Below are 15,064 nucleotides of genomic sequence, written 5' to 3' on the forward strand. Positions count from 1 at the left end.
GACGAAGCTACCAGACGCTTTGCTGCTTTCACTGGCAAATCTTACGAACTAGGTATAACAATTTCTGCCAAACCTGTAGAAATTTATGCCCTCTTAGGCGGACAATGGCCCCACAGCAGTTATATGGTTCCTGGTGGTGTGATGTGCGCCCCCACTCTCACAGACATTACCCGCGCTTGGGCAATTCTGGAATATTTCCGCACCAATTGGTTAGAACCAGTGTGGTTGGGTTGTTCTTTAGAACGCTACGAACAAATCCAAACTTATGATGACTTTAGAGATTGGTTGGATGAAGACCGAAATCATCGAGATTCCGATTTAGGTTTTTATTGGCGCATGGGTTTAGATATCGGTCTAGATAGATATGGTGCTGGTGTTGGTAAATATGTCACTTGGGGATATTTAGCCCATGAAGATAAATACCAAAAGCCGACTATCGAAGGACGAAATGCGGCGATGATCATGAAAAGTGGAGTGTATGACAGCTTCGCAGACACTCACGTTTTAATGGATCAGTCATTTACCCGCGAGAATACAACTCACTCTTGGTACGATGAAGGGACAGCAGATATTCACCCTAGCGATCGCACCACAAAACCCACTGCAATCAATACCAAAGACTTCGATAACGCCTACTCTTGGTCAAGTGCAGTCCTGCACAAAGACTTCGGACGTTTGGAAGCTGGCCCCTTAGCGCGTCAATTAGTTGCAGGTGGTCAACATGGCGAATCTTGGCAACACTACGACGGCTTTATCCTCGATGTATTCAAACGAATGGGTGGTGCTAGTATTCATGTACGTCAGCTAGCACGAGTTCACGAACTTGTCAAGTTATATCGTCAAGCTGAACACTGTTTGCGCGAATTTAAGTTAAACGACCCTTGGTATATTAAACCTACAGAAAAAGATGGGCGCGGTTGGGGTGCAACGGAAGCGGCGCGGGGTTCTTTGTGTCACTGGGTGGAAGTAGAGGGCGGTAAGATTAAGAATTACCAAGTGATTGCCCCTGGTACTTGGAATATCGGCCCTCGTGACGGTGAAGGAATCCGCGGCCCCATCGAAGAAGCTTTAATTGGCACACCCATTTATGATTCTAGCGACCCAGTGGAAGTTGGTCATGTGGCGCGATCGTTTGATTCATGTTTGGTGTGTACAGTCCACGCTCATGATGCGAAGACGGGTGAAGAGTTAGCGCGTTTTCGGACTGCTTAAAAAATGCTAATGGCTAATGATTTTTTAGTTAATCATTAGCTCATTGAATGCTGTAATATGTAAAAAAACTTCTTGACTACTATCATCGGGTTGTATGAAACCAAACCCGCGATCATCCTTCCATCTGATTAATTGCCCTTTGTGTAAAGCAGGTTTCATGAACAAATAATATATATAGGACTACTATTTGATTTCTGAACAGATACGTAGGGTGCGTTAGCGTTTCGCGTAACGCACCGAATCCTTAAGAATGGTGCGTTACGCTGTCGCTAACGCACCCTACAAATACTTAATGTTGTTCAAAAATCAAACCGGATTCCTATATATACCTACTTTATAGTCTGCCCTTGTTTACACAAATAGACAACACCAAAAATGCGATCGCTCTTGCAGCACTATGACAACCAGACTAAACTTAGTTTACAGACTTGGTTTAATTTCATGGAAACCGTAAATATTCATCAAGCTAAAACAAATCTCTCAAAACTGTTATCACGCGTAGAACTTGGGGAAGAAATCATTATTTCCAACCGAGGCATTCCGATCGCTAAGTTAATTCCGTTTCGCTCCTCATCAAATCGACTCAATAGTTTAGGGCAAGATAAAGGGCGTTTTGTAGTGCCAGATGATTTCAATGCCCAATGCCCTATTCCCAATGCCTGATATTAAAAACTCGTAGCGTACCACACTAAAACATATAGAAACATTGCGTTAGGCTTGCCTTAATGCATTTGCATAAAACAGAAAATTATACGGTAAGCTTGTGTCTGATTTAGCGCTACATCAATATCTTCCTCGCGTTCCCGATGCAGCATTGCAAGAATTCATCGAATGGTGTGTTTTAGAGCAGGCGAAAGCCGCAGAATGTAACTTTACTCCAGATAGAAGTAAGTTAGATAATTTGCCACCAGCAGACTACATCCCGAAACTTGTTGATCAGTTTATGAAAGTTAAACCAGATCCAATTAAGGCTGGTTTGGTAGCTGCGATCGCTGGTAAAGAAGCTGACAAACATAGCTTATCCGGTTTAGCGATCGTAGCTGATTTTGTATCCCTATATGTTAAGTATTTAATTCCTAAAGAAGGAAGTACAAAAGAACAGGCTGAAGAGATATTAACTCAAGCATCACAACATCAGTGTGAGAAACTGACTGAAATTGCCAAGAAACATGGTGTAGAGTTCTAATTTACTGCTGAGAGGATGCTTGAAAAGTCCTCTTGTCGGTATTAAAAGTTCTAGATCCCTCTAAATCCCCCTTTCTAAGGGGGAATTTGATCCACGTTCCCCTCCAGAAATTAAATATACGTTACCCAGAACCCTTGTAGAGACGTAGCAGTGCTACGTCTCTACATTAGACATCTCCGGAAATTAGGTTTTCACCTAGACAGAATAAGCGTTTGAGATTCTTTTTCACTCCTATGTCTAATTGCTAACTGCGATCGCAATTTTCCCCACTGCACGCCCAGTTTCGCTATAACTGTGGGCCGCCGTTAGTTCTTGTAAAGGATATGTGCGATCAATTACCACGCGAATTTTACCCGCTTCAATTAATTCTTTCAGATAAACCAAATCTTGAGTGTTGGGTTTTTCTAGGATAAATTTCGCTTTTTGACCAGGAAGAAACGCTGTTAAGACGCTCTCAAAGAAGACTTCGGGGCTGGGTAGCGTGGTGATATAAATTCCGTTGGGTTTGAGGACTTTTTTGGTTTGTGAGAGCGATCGCTTACCCACTGCATCAAAGATAATGTCATACTGCGCTGTATCTTCGGTAAAATCTTGCTGCGTATAATCAATCACGCGATCTGTTAAGAGAGATTTCACCAAATCCAAATTTTTAGTACTGCTAACTCCCGTCACCACTGCCCCTAAAGCCTTAGCAATTTGCACTGCAAAAATCCCTACACCACCAGCAGCGCCATTAATCAACACAGTTTGTCCTGTTTGAATATTTCCCTGATCTCGTAGCGCTTGCAGAGCCGTGAGCGCTGCTAAAGGCACAGCCGCAGCTTCTTCATAAGATAGATTCGTTGGTTTGAGAGCCACCAAGTTTTCTGGAACGGCTGCAAATTCGGCATAACCTCCTCCAGGGAAGCTAGTACTACCATAGATAGCGTCTCCTGCTTTAAAACGGGTGACATCAGAGCCAACGGCTACCACATCTCCCGCCACATCAAACCCCAAAATCTTCGGGAATTTGCTACCAGTTATAAAACTCAACATCCCCTGACGAATTTTCCAATCAATGGGATTAACACTACTAGCACGAACTTTCACAAGTAACTGCGTTGGCTCAATTTTCGGTTGCTCCACATCTTCATACTGCAACACCTCAGTCGCGCCATACCGACGAATAATCACTGCTTTCATCCCATTCCTCCTGCTACCCTGTTTGACTCACATAACTCAGACAGCTTATTGTTGGTTATGACTACAGTCTAGCGATGTCTACGATGGGCTACACGCATAAGACTTAACGTTTTTGATGATTTGTTTGAAGAACCCATCGGCAAACTTTTACTGAGAAATCATCGTTTAAAGCTGATTACCTTTGATCCAAAACAGGAGGTCATCAAACAATGGATTATACCCAATTAGACCACTATCGCCAGGTGATTGAAACTATCCTGGATGAATATGCTTCACTGAGTTATTCCTATGCGGATATTCAATCAGAAGTGGTGTTTGATCGAAGCCATGATCGCTATTTGTGGATGGATATAGGTTGGGATGGCGAACGCCGTATTCATGGCTGTCTGGTTCATATTGACCTAATTGATGGCAAAATCTGGATTCAACGGGATGGCACGGAAGAAGGCATTGCCGCCGATTTAGAACGCGCTGGAATTCCTAAAGAACACATCGTCCTTGGCTTTCGTCCACCAGAGTTAAGACCGTACACAGGTTATGCAGTTGCTTAAGGTGCGACACCGATAGCGTAGCGTTAGCGGTAGCGGTAGCGAGTCCGCGAGCGTCCGCAGGAGCGTCACAGCCCGTCGTAGACATCGCTCTTTAAAAGTTAACCTGGAACATTCTCTTTACTCTTCAGTGGTAAATACAACACCTTCATACAGCAATTCAATTGGACACTCAAATTCAATACTTGATAAAGTGACGATATCTCCAGCCGTGTAGGGATAGTAAAGCCACATCCTACCCTCACCCCGACAGTAACGCTCAACGGAGATTTGTTCTGAGTCAATCAAGATATATTCTTGCAAACTGGGGATTGTCAAATAATAAGTGAATTTTTCATCTCGATCTTTAGCGCTTGTACCTGGCGAAAGAACTTCGGCAATCAGCTTGGGATGTTGAATAAATTTGCGGGCATTGAGGTCTTGAGGGTCGCAACTGACAATAACATCAGGATAATAGTAGCGACTCTGAGGAGTGAGTTGTACTTTCACGTCTGACACATTCACTCGACAACCCCTAGAACGCAAATGGGGGCGTAAAGCAGTGTACAAGTTAAGTGCAATGTCGTTATGGGGAATTGTACCGCCTGTCATAGCAAATACTTCCCCATTGGCATATTCATAGCGAAGGTCTTGGTGAGGTTCCCATTCGAGATATTCCTCAACGGTCATTTTTGACGATTCTTGGGGGATGGCTATCATAACTAAGATTTTTTCACGCTTGGTTTGATTGTACCTAAATGACACTCTGATTTTTCACGGTATCGGTAAAACCTCACTTCTATTTCTCTCTCCTAGAAGGAGAGAGACTTTGAATTTTCCCCCTTCCCGCATCGGGAAAAGGTAGGGGTTAGGTTTTTTGCTAAGGTTTGTAGTGAGCAATTCCGAAAATTCATTGCGTAGTTTACCGCCATAGGCATCGCTCAATGATGTTAGATTATAGTTTGTTGTTTCTCTCAAACACAAAATCTGAGAGTTTCCCACCCATTTCCTGGTTGTGGGAATGAAAGAAAAGGAGTTAGAAGTTAAATTTTTCAAAAATTATGTGCAGCAATATATCTATTTTCAGTAGCTCATATAGCTTGCTAGGCAAGACTTATAACCCCAATTGAATATCATTGTCAAAGCAAAAATTAAAAAAATATAAATTGCATTTTTACCCGGAAAAAAATGATATGTTAGATACAGAATTGAATTTCACACGTTTCGGGAGTAGAACGATGTAGACTACTTCAGTTTTTCACCCTCAAACCCTTGGCATTTATTGCTTTGAATGGAATTTGAGGGCAATCTGAGTACACATTTAAATAACACAAACCCAGTTTCAAGTTAGTTAAAATCCTTGCTGTAATTGGGCTTTAGCTGAGTACAAATAAATCCTGAACCCCCATCTATAAACACTAGAACCCCAAGCAAAAAATACTAGAACCCCTACCCGAAAAAAACTTTTTTAATTCTTGTAATGCTTGAAGAATTAGGGTTTTTAGTATTTGAGTACAAACCTAATAAATCCAATAAATTCTATCCTAGAGAGACGCAATATCTGGCTGGGAGACGGCTGCTATAAATCTTATATCGCCAATTACTTAACGCTCTGAAACAAAACGAAGCGAAAAGTAAGTGGAGGGATGACATAGCACCATGCCTGAAGTGAAGAGAAGTCGCGCCTCAAGGCACTAATTCTACCCAAGAACCGAACGTTGACACACACCAGCCGAACATCAGATATCTACGCCTGCCTGACTTGAAAACAGGTCGCCCGAACCCAAAGGTTTGCAGGCAGTGTGGAGGACGCGACTTCAATTCCTGGGCATAGAGAGCAGCAACAGCATCTCCCACAGTGGCAGCCGAGTCCACCGACCTTTTGCGAAACTCAATGACATCACCGTCTACACGACTCCTCAACTCCCCTGCTACGGAATCGACAACCCAAGCAAAATCCGGTGGTTGCGGCTGCGACAGCAACAGCAGCGCCACCGTGGAAAGGGACGAAAAGCTCCAAGAACGCATTGCTAAACATCCCTGCTACAGCGAAGACGCTCATCACCACTACGCTCGGATGCACGTTGCAGTTGCACCAGCTTGCAACATCCAATGCAACTATTGCAACCGCAAATATGACTGCGCTAACGAAAGCCGTCCGGGAGTAGTTAGCGAATTGCTAACACCAGAAGAAGCAGCACACAAAGCTTTGGTCATTGGCGGCAAGATTCCGCAAATGACAGTTGTGGGAATTGCCGGCCCTGGTGACCCTCTGGCGAATCCAGAAAAGACTTTCCGCACATTTGAGTTGATTGCAGCCCAAGCACCAGATATCAAGCTGTGTTTATCAACCAATGGTTTAATGCTGCCAGACTACATCGATCGCATTAAACAATTAAATATAGATCACGTGACGATCACCATTAACATGGTAGATCCAGAGATCGGTGCTAAGATTTATCCGTGGGTTCACTACAGACGCAAGCGTTATAGAGGTCTTGAAGGCGCGAGAATCCTCCACGAAAGACAGATGGAAGGATTGCAAGCCCTGAAAGATGCTGACATTTTGTGCAAAGTTAACTCCGTGATGATTCCCGGAATTAATGACCATCACTTGGTTGAAGTGAATCGAGTCATTCGTGAAAAAGGTGCATTCTTGCACAACATCATGCCATTGATTTCTGCACCAGAACATGGCACACACTTCGGTTTAACCGGTCAACGCGGCCCCACACCCAAAGAACTCAAAGAAGTTCAAGACAACTGCTCTGGTAACATGAAAATGATGCGCCACTGTCGCCAGTGTCGTGCCGATGCAGTCGGATTATTGGGAGAAGACCGCAGCCAGGAATTTTCCAAAGAGAAATTCTTGGAAATGGCTCCCGAATATGACATGGAACAACGCGCCACCGTTCACGAAGGAATTGAGAAGTTTAAAGAAGAACTTAAAGTAGCCAAAGATAAAGCGCTAGCTGGTAAGAAAATTGCCAACAGTCCGAAAGTTTTAGTTGCAGTAGCAACCAAAGGCGGCGGATTAGTTAACCAACACTTCGGTCATGCGAAAGAATTCCAAATTTACGAAGTGGGTGGAAACGAAGTTCGCTTTATCGGTCATCGCAAAATTGACCAATACTGCCAAGGTGGATACGGCGAAGAAGCTTCCTTTGAGCATATTATGAAAGCGATCGCAGATTGCAAAGCAGTTTTAGTCTCCAAGATTGGTAACTGTCCTCAAGAAAAATTGCAAGAAGCTGGAATCAAGACTGTTGAAGCTTACGACGTGATTGAAAAGGTTGCTTTGGAGTTTTACGAGCAATACGTTAAGGAATTAGGGAATAACGAATAGGGCATAGGGCATTAGGAGTTAGGAGTTTGGAGTTAGGAGTTTGGAGTTAGGAGTAGAGACGCGATTAATCGTGTCTGTACAAAAGTTAGAAGTTTTGTTTGTCTCCCTCATCTCCCTCATCCCCCTCATCTCCCTCATCCCGCCTACGGCACTGCCTCCCCAATGCCCAATCCCCAGTACCCATTCCCCAAAAGGAGAATAATCATGGCTTACAAAATTACTAGCCAGTGTATTTCCTGCAATCTCTGTCTATCTGTATGTCCCACAAATGCAGTTAAAGTGGTTGATGGACAGCACTGGATTGACCCTGAACTTTGTACAAACTGCGTTGGTAGCATTTATACCATGCCTCCGTGTAAAGCTGGTTGTCCCACTTGCGATGGTTGCGTTAAGCAGCCTAGCGATTACTGGGAAGGCTGGTTTAGCAATTACAACCGCGTAGTTGCTAAATTAACAAATAAACAAGATTACTGGGAACGTTGGTTTAACTGTTATTCCCAGAAATACTCCGAACAGTTGCAAAAGCGTCAACCCCAAATGATGGGTGCTGAAGCTTAAGGGACTTGCAAATAAAAAACACCCAACTTTTCTTGTGGGGTGGGCGACACGAGAGCCCGTGACTAAAGGCGGACAAGATGTCCACCCCACAAGATTGGATAATTTATTTCTTGGTAATCCCTAAATAATTCTTAATACTTCGGCTACGCAGTTCGACTGCGCTCACCGTAAACTCAGTACAAGTTTGTAATTGAAGACAACAATGCAAAATAACTGCATCTATCTCGATAATAATGCCACCACTAAGGTAGACCCAGAAGTTATAGAGGTAATGCTACCTTACCTGACGGATTATTACGGCAATCCCTCCAGTATGCATACCTTTGGTGGGCAAGTCGGTAAAGCAGTGAGAACCGCAAGAGAACAACTTGCAGCCCTTCTGGGAGCCGATGAGTCTGAAATTGTCTACACAAGTTGCGGTACTGAGGGAGATAACGCGGCGATTCGAGCCGCACTGTTAGCGCAACCAGAAAAGCGACACATCGTTACCACCCAAGTTGAACATCCAGCAGTACTCAATGTCTGCAAACAATTAGAAACCCAAGGTTACACTGTTACCTATCTATCAGTAAATCATCAAGGGCAGCTGGATCTAGATGAACTAGAAGCTTCTTTGACGGGTAACACCGCCTTGGTGACAATTATGTATGCTAATAATGAAACCGGCACGGTTTTCCCGATTGAGCAAATTGGGTTGCGGGTAAAAGAATATGGCGCTATCTTCCATGTAGATGCGGTGCAAGCAGTGGGAAAAATCCCGTTGAATATGAAGACTAGCACCGTGGATATGTTAACCCTGTCTGGTCACAAGTTGCACGGGCCGAAAGGAATTGGTGCTTTGTATATTCGGCGCGGGGTTCGGTTCCGTCCCTTCATGATTGGGGGACACCAAGAACGCGGACGTAGGGCGGGAACAGAGAATGTTCCAGCAATTATCGCCTTGGGCAAAGCTGCCCAACTGGAACTGTTACACTTAGAAGAAGCCACCAAAAGAGAAAGAAGGCTGCGCGATCGCCTCGAACAAACTTTACTTGCTAAAATTCCCGATTGTGTAGTCAACGGTGACATAACGCAGAGATTGCCCAATACTACAAATATCGGCTTCAAGTATATTGAAGGTGAAGCTATCTTACTATCCTTGAATAAATACGGTATCTGTGCATCATCCGGTTCTGCTTGCACCTCCGGTTCTCTAGAACCTTCTCACGTCCTCCGGGCTATGGGCTTACCCTACACAACTTTGCACGGTTCCATTCGCTTCAGTCTTTGTCGCTACACTACAGTTGCCGAAATCGATCAAGTAATAGAGGTAATGCCCAGTATTGTAGAACGTTTACGCGCCCTCTCACCCTTCAAAAATGATGATGCAGGTTGGCTGCAAGAACAGTCATTAGTCACTAGTCATTAGTCATTGGTCATTAGTTTTGGACAAAGGACAAATGACAAATGACAAAGGACAAAGGACAAATGACTAATGACTAATGACAAAGGAAAAAAATCATGTGGGACTACACTGATAAAGTATTAGAACTGTTTTACGATCCCAAAAATCAGGGAGCAATCGAAGAAACTAGCGAACCTGGAGTTAAGGTTGCAACGGGCGAAATCGGTAGCATTGCTTGTGGTGATGCTCTAAGATTGCACCTGAAAGTGGAAGTCGAATCTGATAAGATTCTAGATGCTCGCTTTCAAACCTTTGGCTGTACTAGTGCGATCGCTTCTTCTAGTGCATTAACCGAGATGATCAAAGGTTTAACTTTAGATGAAGCTCTGAAAGTGTCCAATAAAGACATTGCAGATTACCTGGGTGGTTTACCAGAAGCAAAGATGCACTGCTCTGTCATGGGACAAGAAGCGCTAGAAGCCGCTATCTATAATTATCGTGGCATTCCTTTAGCTACCCACGATGATGATGATGATGGCGCGTTAGTTTGCAGTTGCTTTGGCATCAGCGAATCTAAGATTCGCCGCGTCATTCTAGAAAATCATCTCACGGATGCTGAACAAGTAACAAATTATGTAAAAGCTGGTGGCGGATGCGGTTCCTGTCTGGCTAATATCGATGATATTATTAGATCAGTTCAACAGGAATACGCCTCACCTGCTCTCAACAATTACGGCGTAAAAGTTGCCACAGAAATTGTTACGTCTAAAGAGCGATCGCTAACCAATGTGCAAAAGATTGCTCTAATTCAAAAGGTTCTTGATGAAGAAGTCAGACCCGTACTCATCGCAGACGGGGGAGATGTAGAACTCTATGATGTAGAAGGCGATCGCGTTAAAGTTGTACTGCAAGGTGCTTGCGGTTCCTGTTCTAGTAGTACAGCAACCCTAAAAATTGCGATCGAAGCCAGATTACAAGATCGTGTCAGCAAGAGCCTTGTAGTCGAAGCAGTTTAGGAATTGCTTTCTTGACTTAACGTACTCGACAAATACGCCCTAATATGCATTCAGCCACAAACAGAAAGTAGGACTTGAACCGAATCATTGTCTTCAGTCAATGCTTCATACCAATTCTTTCTTAATTACGAATTAGGTTAGCGCAGCGTTAGCGACGCAGGAGCGTCATTACGAATTACGAATTGGTATCGCGCCTACTTGCTTTCTTTCATCATCCAACTCGCTTCAAAGGAACAGGATATGAGCACATTGTACGACAATATTGGTGGACAACCAGCTATTGAACAAGTAGTAGATGAACTCCACAAACGCATTGCCACAGATAGCCTCCTCAGCCCCATTTTTGCTGGTACAGACATGGCAAAGCAACGCAATCATCTAGTTGCTTTCTTAGCTCAAATATTTGAGGGGCCAAAGCAATACGGCGGTCGTCCAATGGACAAAACCCACGCAGGATTGAATTTACAGCAACCACACTTCGATGCGATCGCCAAGCATCTCGGTGAAGCAATGGCTGTGCGTGGAGTGTCAGCAGAAAACACCAAAGCTGCACTAGATCGCGTCACAAATATGAAGGGCGCTATTTTGAACAAGTAATAGGACTTATGCATTGATTGTTGACAAATAACAACATCAAGTCCTATTTAGTTTTTCAAGCTGAAACACATTATGACGTATTTGTAAATTGCGTAATTTTCTTTGTTCTTTGTCAGAACAAATGACAAAGAACAAAGGACAAACAACAAAAAGAAAAAAATTTTAACGAGGAAGATCGATGTACTTACTTTCAATAATTTTAGCTGTGGAGCGATCGCCCCCAGCAGGCATTTATGCCAACGCTACCAACGATGCTCTACACGCGCTCACTACTGTCGCTCAACTGGCGTGAACGCAACTGACAAACGCGCATACCCACCAACCAACCAATTGCAGGGAAACAGGAACAATGACAGACGAAAACATCAGACAGATAGCTTTCTACGGTAAAGGCGGTATTGGTAAATCTACCACCTCCCAAAACACCTTAGCAGCTATGGCAGAAATGGGTCAACGCATCCTCATCGTCGGTTGCGACCCGAAAGCTGACTCCACCCGTTTGATGCTACACAGCAAAGCTCAAACAACCGTTCTTCACCTCGCCGCAGAACGTGGTGCAGTAGAAGATATCGAAATCGAAGAAGTAATGCTCACCGGTTTCCGGGGTGTACGTTGCGTAGAATCTGGTGGGCCAGAACCCGGTGTAGGTTGCGCCGGTCGTGGTATCATCACTGCCATCAACTTCTTAGAAGAAAATGGTGCTTACCAAAACCTAGACTTCGTATCTTACGACGTATTAGGTGACGTTGTGTGTGGTGGTTTCGCAATGCCTATCCGCGAAGGTAAGGCACAAGAAATCTACATCGTTACATCTGGTGAAATGATGGCGATGTACGCTGCTAACAACATCGCTCGTGGTGTTCTTAAGTATGCTCACACCGGTGGCGTGCGTTTGGGTGGTTTGATTTGTAACAGCCGTAACACAGACCGAGAAATCGAACTAATCGAAACCTTGGCAAAACGGTTGAACACCCAAATGATTCACTACGTACCTCGTGACAACATTGTTCAACACGCAGAATTGCGCCGGATGACTGTTAACGAGTACGCACCTGAAAGCAACCAAGCTAACGAATATCGGATTTTGGCTCAAAAAATTATCGACAACAAGAATCTGGCTATTCCTACACCCATCGAAATGGAAGAACTAGAAGAATTGTTGATTGAATTCGGTATCCTCGAAAGCGACGAAAATGCTGCCAAGTTGGTTGGTAAGACTGCTGCTGAAGCTCCTGTATCATAAGTCGCTGCCAAGAAAGAATGCTCAGTTTAAATTGATGGGTAAGCAAGTTCGTAGTCAGGACTTTAGTCCTTATTTTCTAAGCACTAAAGTGCTTACTACAAACCCTCAAAACTAGCTTGACAAAAAGGAAAAAGGAAGAGTTTCATATCTTTCCTTTTACCTCTCTCTTGCATCTCCCCCCTAACCTTAGAGGGGACTCCTAGTCCCCCTATGCCCCGATCCTTACGAGTCACAGAGGCTAAATATGACACCTCCAGAAAATCAAAACATCATCGAAGAAAGAAAAGAGCTAATTAAAGAAGTTCTAGACGCTTACCCCGATAAAGCTAAGAAAAAACGGGAAAAGCACTTAAGTGTATACGAAGAAGGTAAGTCCGATTGCGGCGTTAAGTCTAACATCAAATCCCTGCCTGGGGTAATGACCGCTCGTGGTTGTGCTTACGCCGGTTCTAAAGGTGTGGTTTGGGGCCCTATTAAGGACATGATCCACATCAGCCACGGGCCTGTAGGTTGCGGTTACTGGTCTTGGTCTGGTCGTCGTAACTACTATATCGGCACCACAGGTATTGATACCTTTGGTACTATGCACTTCACCTCTGACTTCCAAGAAAGAGATATCGTTTTTGGTGGTGACAAGAAACTTGTCAAGCTCATCCAAGAACTAGATGTACTTTTCCCCCTCAACCGTGGTGTTTCCATTCAATCTGAATGTCCCATCGGTTTAATCGGGGATGACATTGAAGCAGTTGCTCGGAAAACATCGAAAGAAATTGGCAAGCCAGTTGTACCTGTGCGTTGCGAAGGCTTCCGGGGTGTTTCCCAATCTTTGGGACACCACATTGCTAACGACATGGTTCGTGACTGGGTATTCACCAGAGCAGATCAAGCGAAAAAAGACGGTACACTCAAGTTTGAAGGTACTCCTTATGATGTAGCCATCATTGGTGACTACAACATCGGTGGTGATGCTTGGGCTAGCCGCATCCTGTTAGAAGAAATCGGCTTGCGCGTAGTCGCTCAGTGGTCAGGTGATGGCACCATCAACGAAATGTTGATGACCCCCAATGTGAAGATGAACCTCATCCACTGTTACCGGTCGATGAACTACATCAGCCGTCACATGGAAGAAGCTTATGGTATACCCTGTACGAAGTATGATTTAATGTGTTGTGATACCAGGATTTAGTCCACGTCTAACTTTGCTTAGTTTAAACATTGTTCTAAATGGACTAAATTTTAAGACACATTTAAGACATAATGAAAAGCAAGGCGCAGGACGACGTTTTTGAGGATTTCATTCCGCCAGCATCTACCGATGGCAGCTATCTAGGAACGCAGAAACACATGAAGGCTACTCGGCAGCATCTGGAACGTAAGTTTGAGAAAGGTTTGACAGACACTAGGGCCCGTCTAAAAGCCGCTAAGGTCAAAGTGGGTTTGGTCGTGGCACGGGACACTATTCAATTGCAAGCATCCCTACCAATCAAGCCGGGCGATCGCGACACTAAAGGAACTGGTTTTAAGCAGTACAAGATTTCGCTAAACATCCCTGCAAGCTTGGACGGGTTGAGAACAGCTGAGGAAGAGGCAAACGAGCTAGGCAAGCTACTCGCCCGTAAACAGTTTGAATGGACTGATAAATATCTGGGTAAAATCGCTAAGGTCAGCAACAGATCCCAAACCCTTGGTGATGTTTTAGAAGAATTTGAAACTGAGTATTTCAAAACACGAAAATTAACAGAAAAAAGTAAACACACCTTTTTCTATTACAAGGAGTATTTACGGCGATTGATTGGGCTAGATACTTTATTGACTCAACCGGAGATTGATAAAAAATTTGCAGAGTTGACGGGAGATTCTGCCAAATACAGCGCCGTTAAATCGTTGAAGGTTTTAAAAGCAACTCTTAATTTAACTGGCTTCACCCTCGAACACTTTAAAGCTACACAACCCAAAAGTCAGACTAGGGACATTCCCAGTGATGAGGATATCATCAAATATCAGGAATCTTTTCATCATTATTCTTTGACTAGAAGTCTAACAATTAAAAAGAATTGCTTAGACAGTTGGAAGATGTGGGAATGGGTGTATGGAATGCTTGCTACTTATGGACTACGCCCAAGAGAACTGTTTGTAAATCCTGAAATTGATTGGTGGTTGAGTCCTGAAAATAAAGATAATACATGGAAAGTTCACCCAGATACTAAGACTGGTTACAGAGAAGCTTTACCGCTACATCCTGAATGGGTTTACTTGTTTGATTTAAAAAACGTAGAGTATTTGGAACTGTTAAAAGCTCAAACTGATGGCAGAACTAGTTTTACAGATATCAACACTATTCGGGTTAATTGTTCATCATGGTTTAGGCGCGTAAATATTCCGTTTACGCCCTATGATTTACGCCACGCTTGGGCGATTCGAGCGCACATGATGGGCATTCCAATTAAAGCTGCTGCTGATAACTTGGGGCATTCTGTAGAGATTCACACTGAGATTTATCAGAAGTGGTTCAGCTTGGAGAACCGGAGGAAGGTAATTAAGCAGGCAGTGGATAAAAAAGATGACATGGATACGTTGATACAGGAGAATGCACGGCTAAGGGCTGAGGTGGAATATCTCAGGCAAGCTCTGGCACGGCATCAAATCAGTGAGGTGCTGTCTACTTGATCTACAGTTCGCCACATCTACTTCATGATTTTGATTCTTGTGGGCGAAATTTTTTATTTTTTTTTATTTTTTTTTCACTGTCTTTTTTTTTTGAGAAAAAGGTGGCAATGTGGCAACTTTTCGGCTGTATTGCTTGCTGTATCTGG

General features: G+C 43.8%; 16 protein-coding genes and 1 pseudogene. 13 read left to right on the forward strand and 4 right to left on the reverse strand.

Going from position 1 to position 15,064, the window contains the following annotated elements; all coding sequences use genetic code 11:
* A partial coding sequence (locus LC605_RS11425) for a nickel-dependent hydrogenase large subunit (RefSeq protein ID WP_229547660.1) occupies positions 1 to 1,212 on the forward strand: 1,212 nt, incomplete at its 5' end.
* A 24-nt stretch (positions 1,213 to 1,236) separates the two neighbouring features.
* Here LC605_RS11425 and LC605_RS32905 read toward each other — a convergent pair.
* On the reverse strand, positions 1,237 to 1,371 hold the full coding sequence (locus LC605_RS32905; RefSeq protein ID WP_267868501.1) for a cold-shock protein: 135 nt from the start codon (positions 1,369 to 1,371) through the stop codon (positions 1,237 to 1,239).
* A gap of 282 nt (positions 1,372 to 1,653) precedes the next feature.
* On the opposite strand from LC605_RS32905, the gene LC605_RS11430 reads away from it, so the two are divergent.
* Together LC605_RS11430 and LC605_RS11435 are read left to right on the forward strand one after the other, a co-directional pair.
* A complete protein-coding gene (locus LC605_RS11430; RefSeq protein WP_229547694.1) occupies positions 1,654 to 1,875 on the forward strand; it encodes a type II toxin-antitoxin system Phd/YefM family antitoxin in 222 nt (73 codons plus the stop codon).
* 100 nt (positions 1,876 to 1,975) lie between these two features.
* Positions 1,976 to 2,398, forward strand: coding sequence for a hypothetical protein (locus LC605_RS11435; protein WP_229547661.1), 423 nt, complete (start codon positions 1,976 to 1,978; stop codon positions 2,396 to 2,398).
* Positions 2,399 to 2,635: 237 nt separating this feature from the next.
* On the opposite strand, the gene LC605_RS11440 is transcribed toward LC605_RS11435, so the two are convergent.
* Positions 2,636 to 3,580 (reverse strand): NAD(P)-dependent alcohol dehydrogenase, encoded by a 945-nt coding sequence (locus LC605_RS11440; protein ID WP_229547662.1) that lies wholly within the window; start codon positions 3,578 to 3,580, stop codon positions 2,636 to 2,638.
* Between the two features lie 209 nt (positions 3,581 to 3,789).
* On the opposite strand from LC605_RS11440, the gene LC605_RS11445 reads away from it, so the two are divergent.
* Positions 3,790 to 4,131, forward strand: coding sequence for a XisI protein (locus LC605_RS11445; protein ID WP_229547663.1), 342 nt, complete (start codon positions 3,790 to 3,792; stop codon positions 4,129 to 4,131).
* A 117-nt stretch (positions 4,132 to 4,248) separates the two neighbouring features.
* On the opposite strand, the gene LC605_RS11450 is transcribed toward LC605_RS11445, so the two are convergent.
* Both LC605_RS11450 and LC605_RS33345 read right to left on the reverse strand, forming a co-directional pair.
* On the reverse strand, positions 4,249 to 4,827 hold the full coding sequence (locus LC605_RS11450) for a Uma2 family endonuclease (RefSeq protein WP_229547664.1): 579 nt from the start codon (positions 4,825 to 4,827) through the stop codon (positions 4,249 to 4,251).
* A gap of 966 nt (positions 4,828 to 5,793) precedes the next feature.
* On the reverse strand, positions 5,794 to 6,135 hold the full coding sequence (locus tag LC605_RS33345) for a hypothetical protein (RefSeq protein WP_229547665.1): 342 nt from the start codon (positions 6,133 to 6,135) through the stop codon (positions 5,794 to 5,796).
* Here LC605_RS33345 and nifB point away from each other — a divergent pair.
* From nifB to LC605_RS11495, 9 genes and pseudogenes are all read left to right on the forward strand, one after another.
* Positions 6,104 to 7,453, forward strand: a complete 1,350-nt coding sequence (gene nifB, locus LC605_RS11460) for a nitrogenase cofactor biosynthesis protein NifB (protein ID WP_229547666.1) — start codon at positions 6,104 to 6,106, stop codon at positions 7,451 to 7,453. The genes LC605_RS33345 and nifB overlap by 32 nt on opposite strands.
* Before the next feature lie 98 nt (positions 7,454 to 7,551).
* The gene (locus tag LC605_RS32915; RefSeq protein WP_267868500.1) at positions 7,552 to 7,677 is read left to right on the forward strand and encodes a hypothetical protein; all 126 of its coding nucleotides are present in this window, start codon (positions 7,552 to 7,554) and stop codon (positions 7,675 to 7,677) included.
* On the forward strand, positions 7,658 to 8,011 hold the full coding sequence (locus tag LC605_RS11465) for a 4Fe-4S binding protein (protein ID WP_229547667.1): 354 nt from the start codon (positions 7,658 to 7,660) through the stop codon (positions 8,009 to 8,011). The genes LC605_RS32915 and LC605_RS11465 overlap by 20 nt, the downstream gene beginning before the upstream one ends.
* Positions 8,012 to 8,213: 202 nt before the next feature.
* Positions 8,214 to 9,419 (forward strand): cysteine desulfurase NifS, encoded by a 1,206-nt coding sequence (gene nifS / locus LC605_RS11470; protein WP_229547668.1) that lies wholly within the window; start codon positions 8,214 to 8,216, stop codon positions 9,417 to 9,419.
* Between the two features lie 92 nt (positions 9,420 to 9,511).
* Complete coding sequence (gene nifU, locus LC605_RS11475; RefSeq protein WP_229547669.1) at positions 9,512 to 10,411, forward strand: Fe-S cluster assembly protein NifU; 900 nt, start codon at positions 9,512 to 9,514, stop codon at positions 10,409 to 10,411.
* 240 nt (positions 10,412 to 10,651) lie between these two features.
* On the forward strand, positions 10,652 to 11,008 hold the full coding sequence (locus LC605_RS11480; RefSeq protein ID WP_229464034.1) for a group 1 truncated hemoglobin: 357 nt from the start codon (positions 10,652 to 10,654) through the stop codon (positions 11,006 to 11,008).
* Positions 11,009 to 11,357: 349 nt separating this feature from the next.
* Entirely contained in the window at positions 11,358 to 12,251 is an 894-nt protein-coding gene (gene nifH / locus LC605_RS11485; RefSeq protein ID WP_229547670.1) for a nitrogenase iron protein, read from the forward strand.
* A 244-nt stretch (positions 12,252 to 12,495) separates the two neighbouring features.
* Positions 12,496 to 13,410 (forward strand): annotated as a pseudogene (locus LC605_RS11490) (nitrogenase component 1); the annotation flags it as partial.
* 98 nt (positions 13,411 to 13,508) lie between these two features.
* On the forward strand, positions 13,509 to 14,918 hold the full coding sequence (locus LC605_RS11495; RefSeq protein WP_229547671.1) for a site-specific integrase: 1,410 nt from the start codon (positions 13,509 to 13,511) through the stop codon (positions 14,916 to 14,918).
* The last annotated feature ends 146 nt before the right edge of the window (positions 14,919 to 15,064 follow it).

The organism is Nostoc sp. CHAB 5836 (assembly GCF_020829445.1).
GTDB lineage: Bacteria > Cyanobacteriota > Cyanobacteriia > Cyanobacteriales > Nostocaceae > Nostoc.

What these genes read in the sequence shown, in the direction of transcription:
- LC605_RS32905 (WP_267868501.1), bottom strand. Translation starts at nt 1,371, where the DNA reads ATGAAACCTGCTTTACACAAAGGGCAATTAATCAGATGGAAGGATGAT.
- LC605_RS11430 (WP_229547694.1), top strand. Translation starts at nt 1,654, where the DNA reads ATGGAAACCGTAAATATTCATCAAGCTAAAACAAATCTCTCAAAACTG.
- LC605_RS11440 (WP_229547662.1), bottom strand. Translation starts at nt 3,580, where the DNA reads ATGAAAGCAGTGATTATTCGTCGGTATGGCGCGACTGAGGTGTTGCAG.
- LC605_RS11445 (WP_229547663.1), top strand. Translation starts at nt 3,790, where the DNA reads ATGGATTATACCCAATTAGACCACTATCGCCAGGTGATTGAAACTATC.
- LC605_RS11450 (WP_229547664.1), bottom strand. Translation starts at nt 4,827, where the DNA reads ATGATAGCCATCCCCCAAGAATCGTCAAAAATGACCGTTGAGGAATAT.
- LC605_RS33345 (WP_229547665.1), bottom strand. Translation starts at nt 6,135, where the DNA reads ATGCGTTCTTGGAGCTTTTCGTCCCTTTCCACGGTGGCGCTGCTGTTG.
- LC605_RS11465 (WP_229547667.1), top strand. Translation starts at nt 7,658, where the DNA reads ATGGCTTACAAAATTACTAGCCAGTGTATTTCCTGCAATCTCTGTCTA.
- nifS (WP_229547668.1), top strand. Translation starts at nt 8,214, where the DNA reads ATGCAAAATAACTGCATCTATCTCGATAATAATGCCACCACTAAGGTA.
- nifU (WP_229547669.1), top strand. Translation starts at nt 9,512, where the DNA reads ATGTGGGACTACACTGATAAAGTATTAGAACTGTTTTACGATCCCAAA.
- LC605_RS11480 (WP_229464034.1), top strand. Translation starts at nt 10,652, where the DNA reads ATGAGCACATTGTACGACAATATTGGTGGACAACCAGCTATTGAACAA.
- nifH (WP_229547670.1), top strand. Translation starts at nt 11,358, where the DNA reads ATGACAGACGAAAACATCAGACAGATAGCTTTCTACGGTAAAGGCGGT.
- LC605_RS11495 (WP_229547671.1), top strand. Translation starts at nt 13,509, where the DNA reads ATGAAAAGCAAGGCGCAGGACGACGTTTTTGAGGATTTCATTCCGCCA.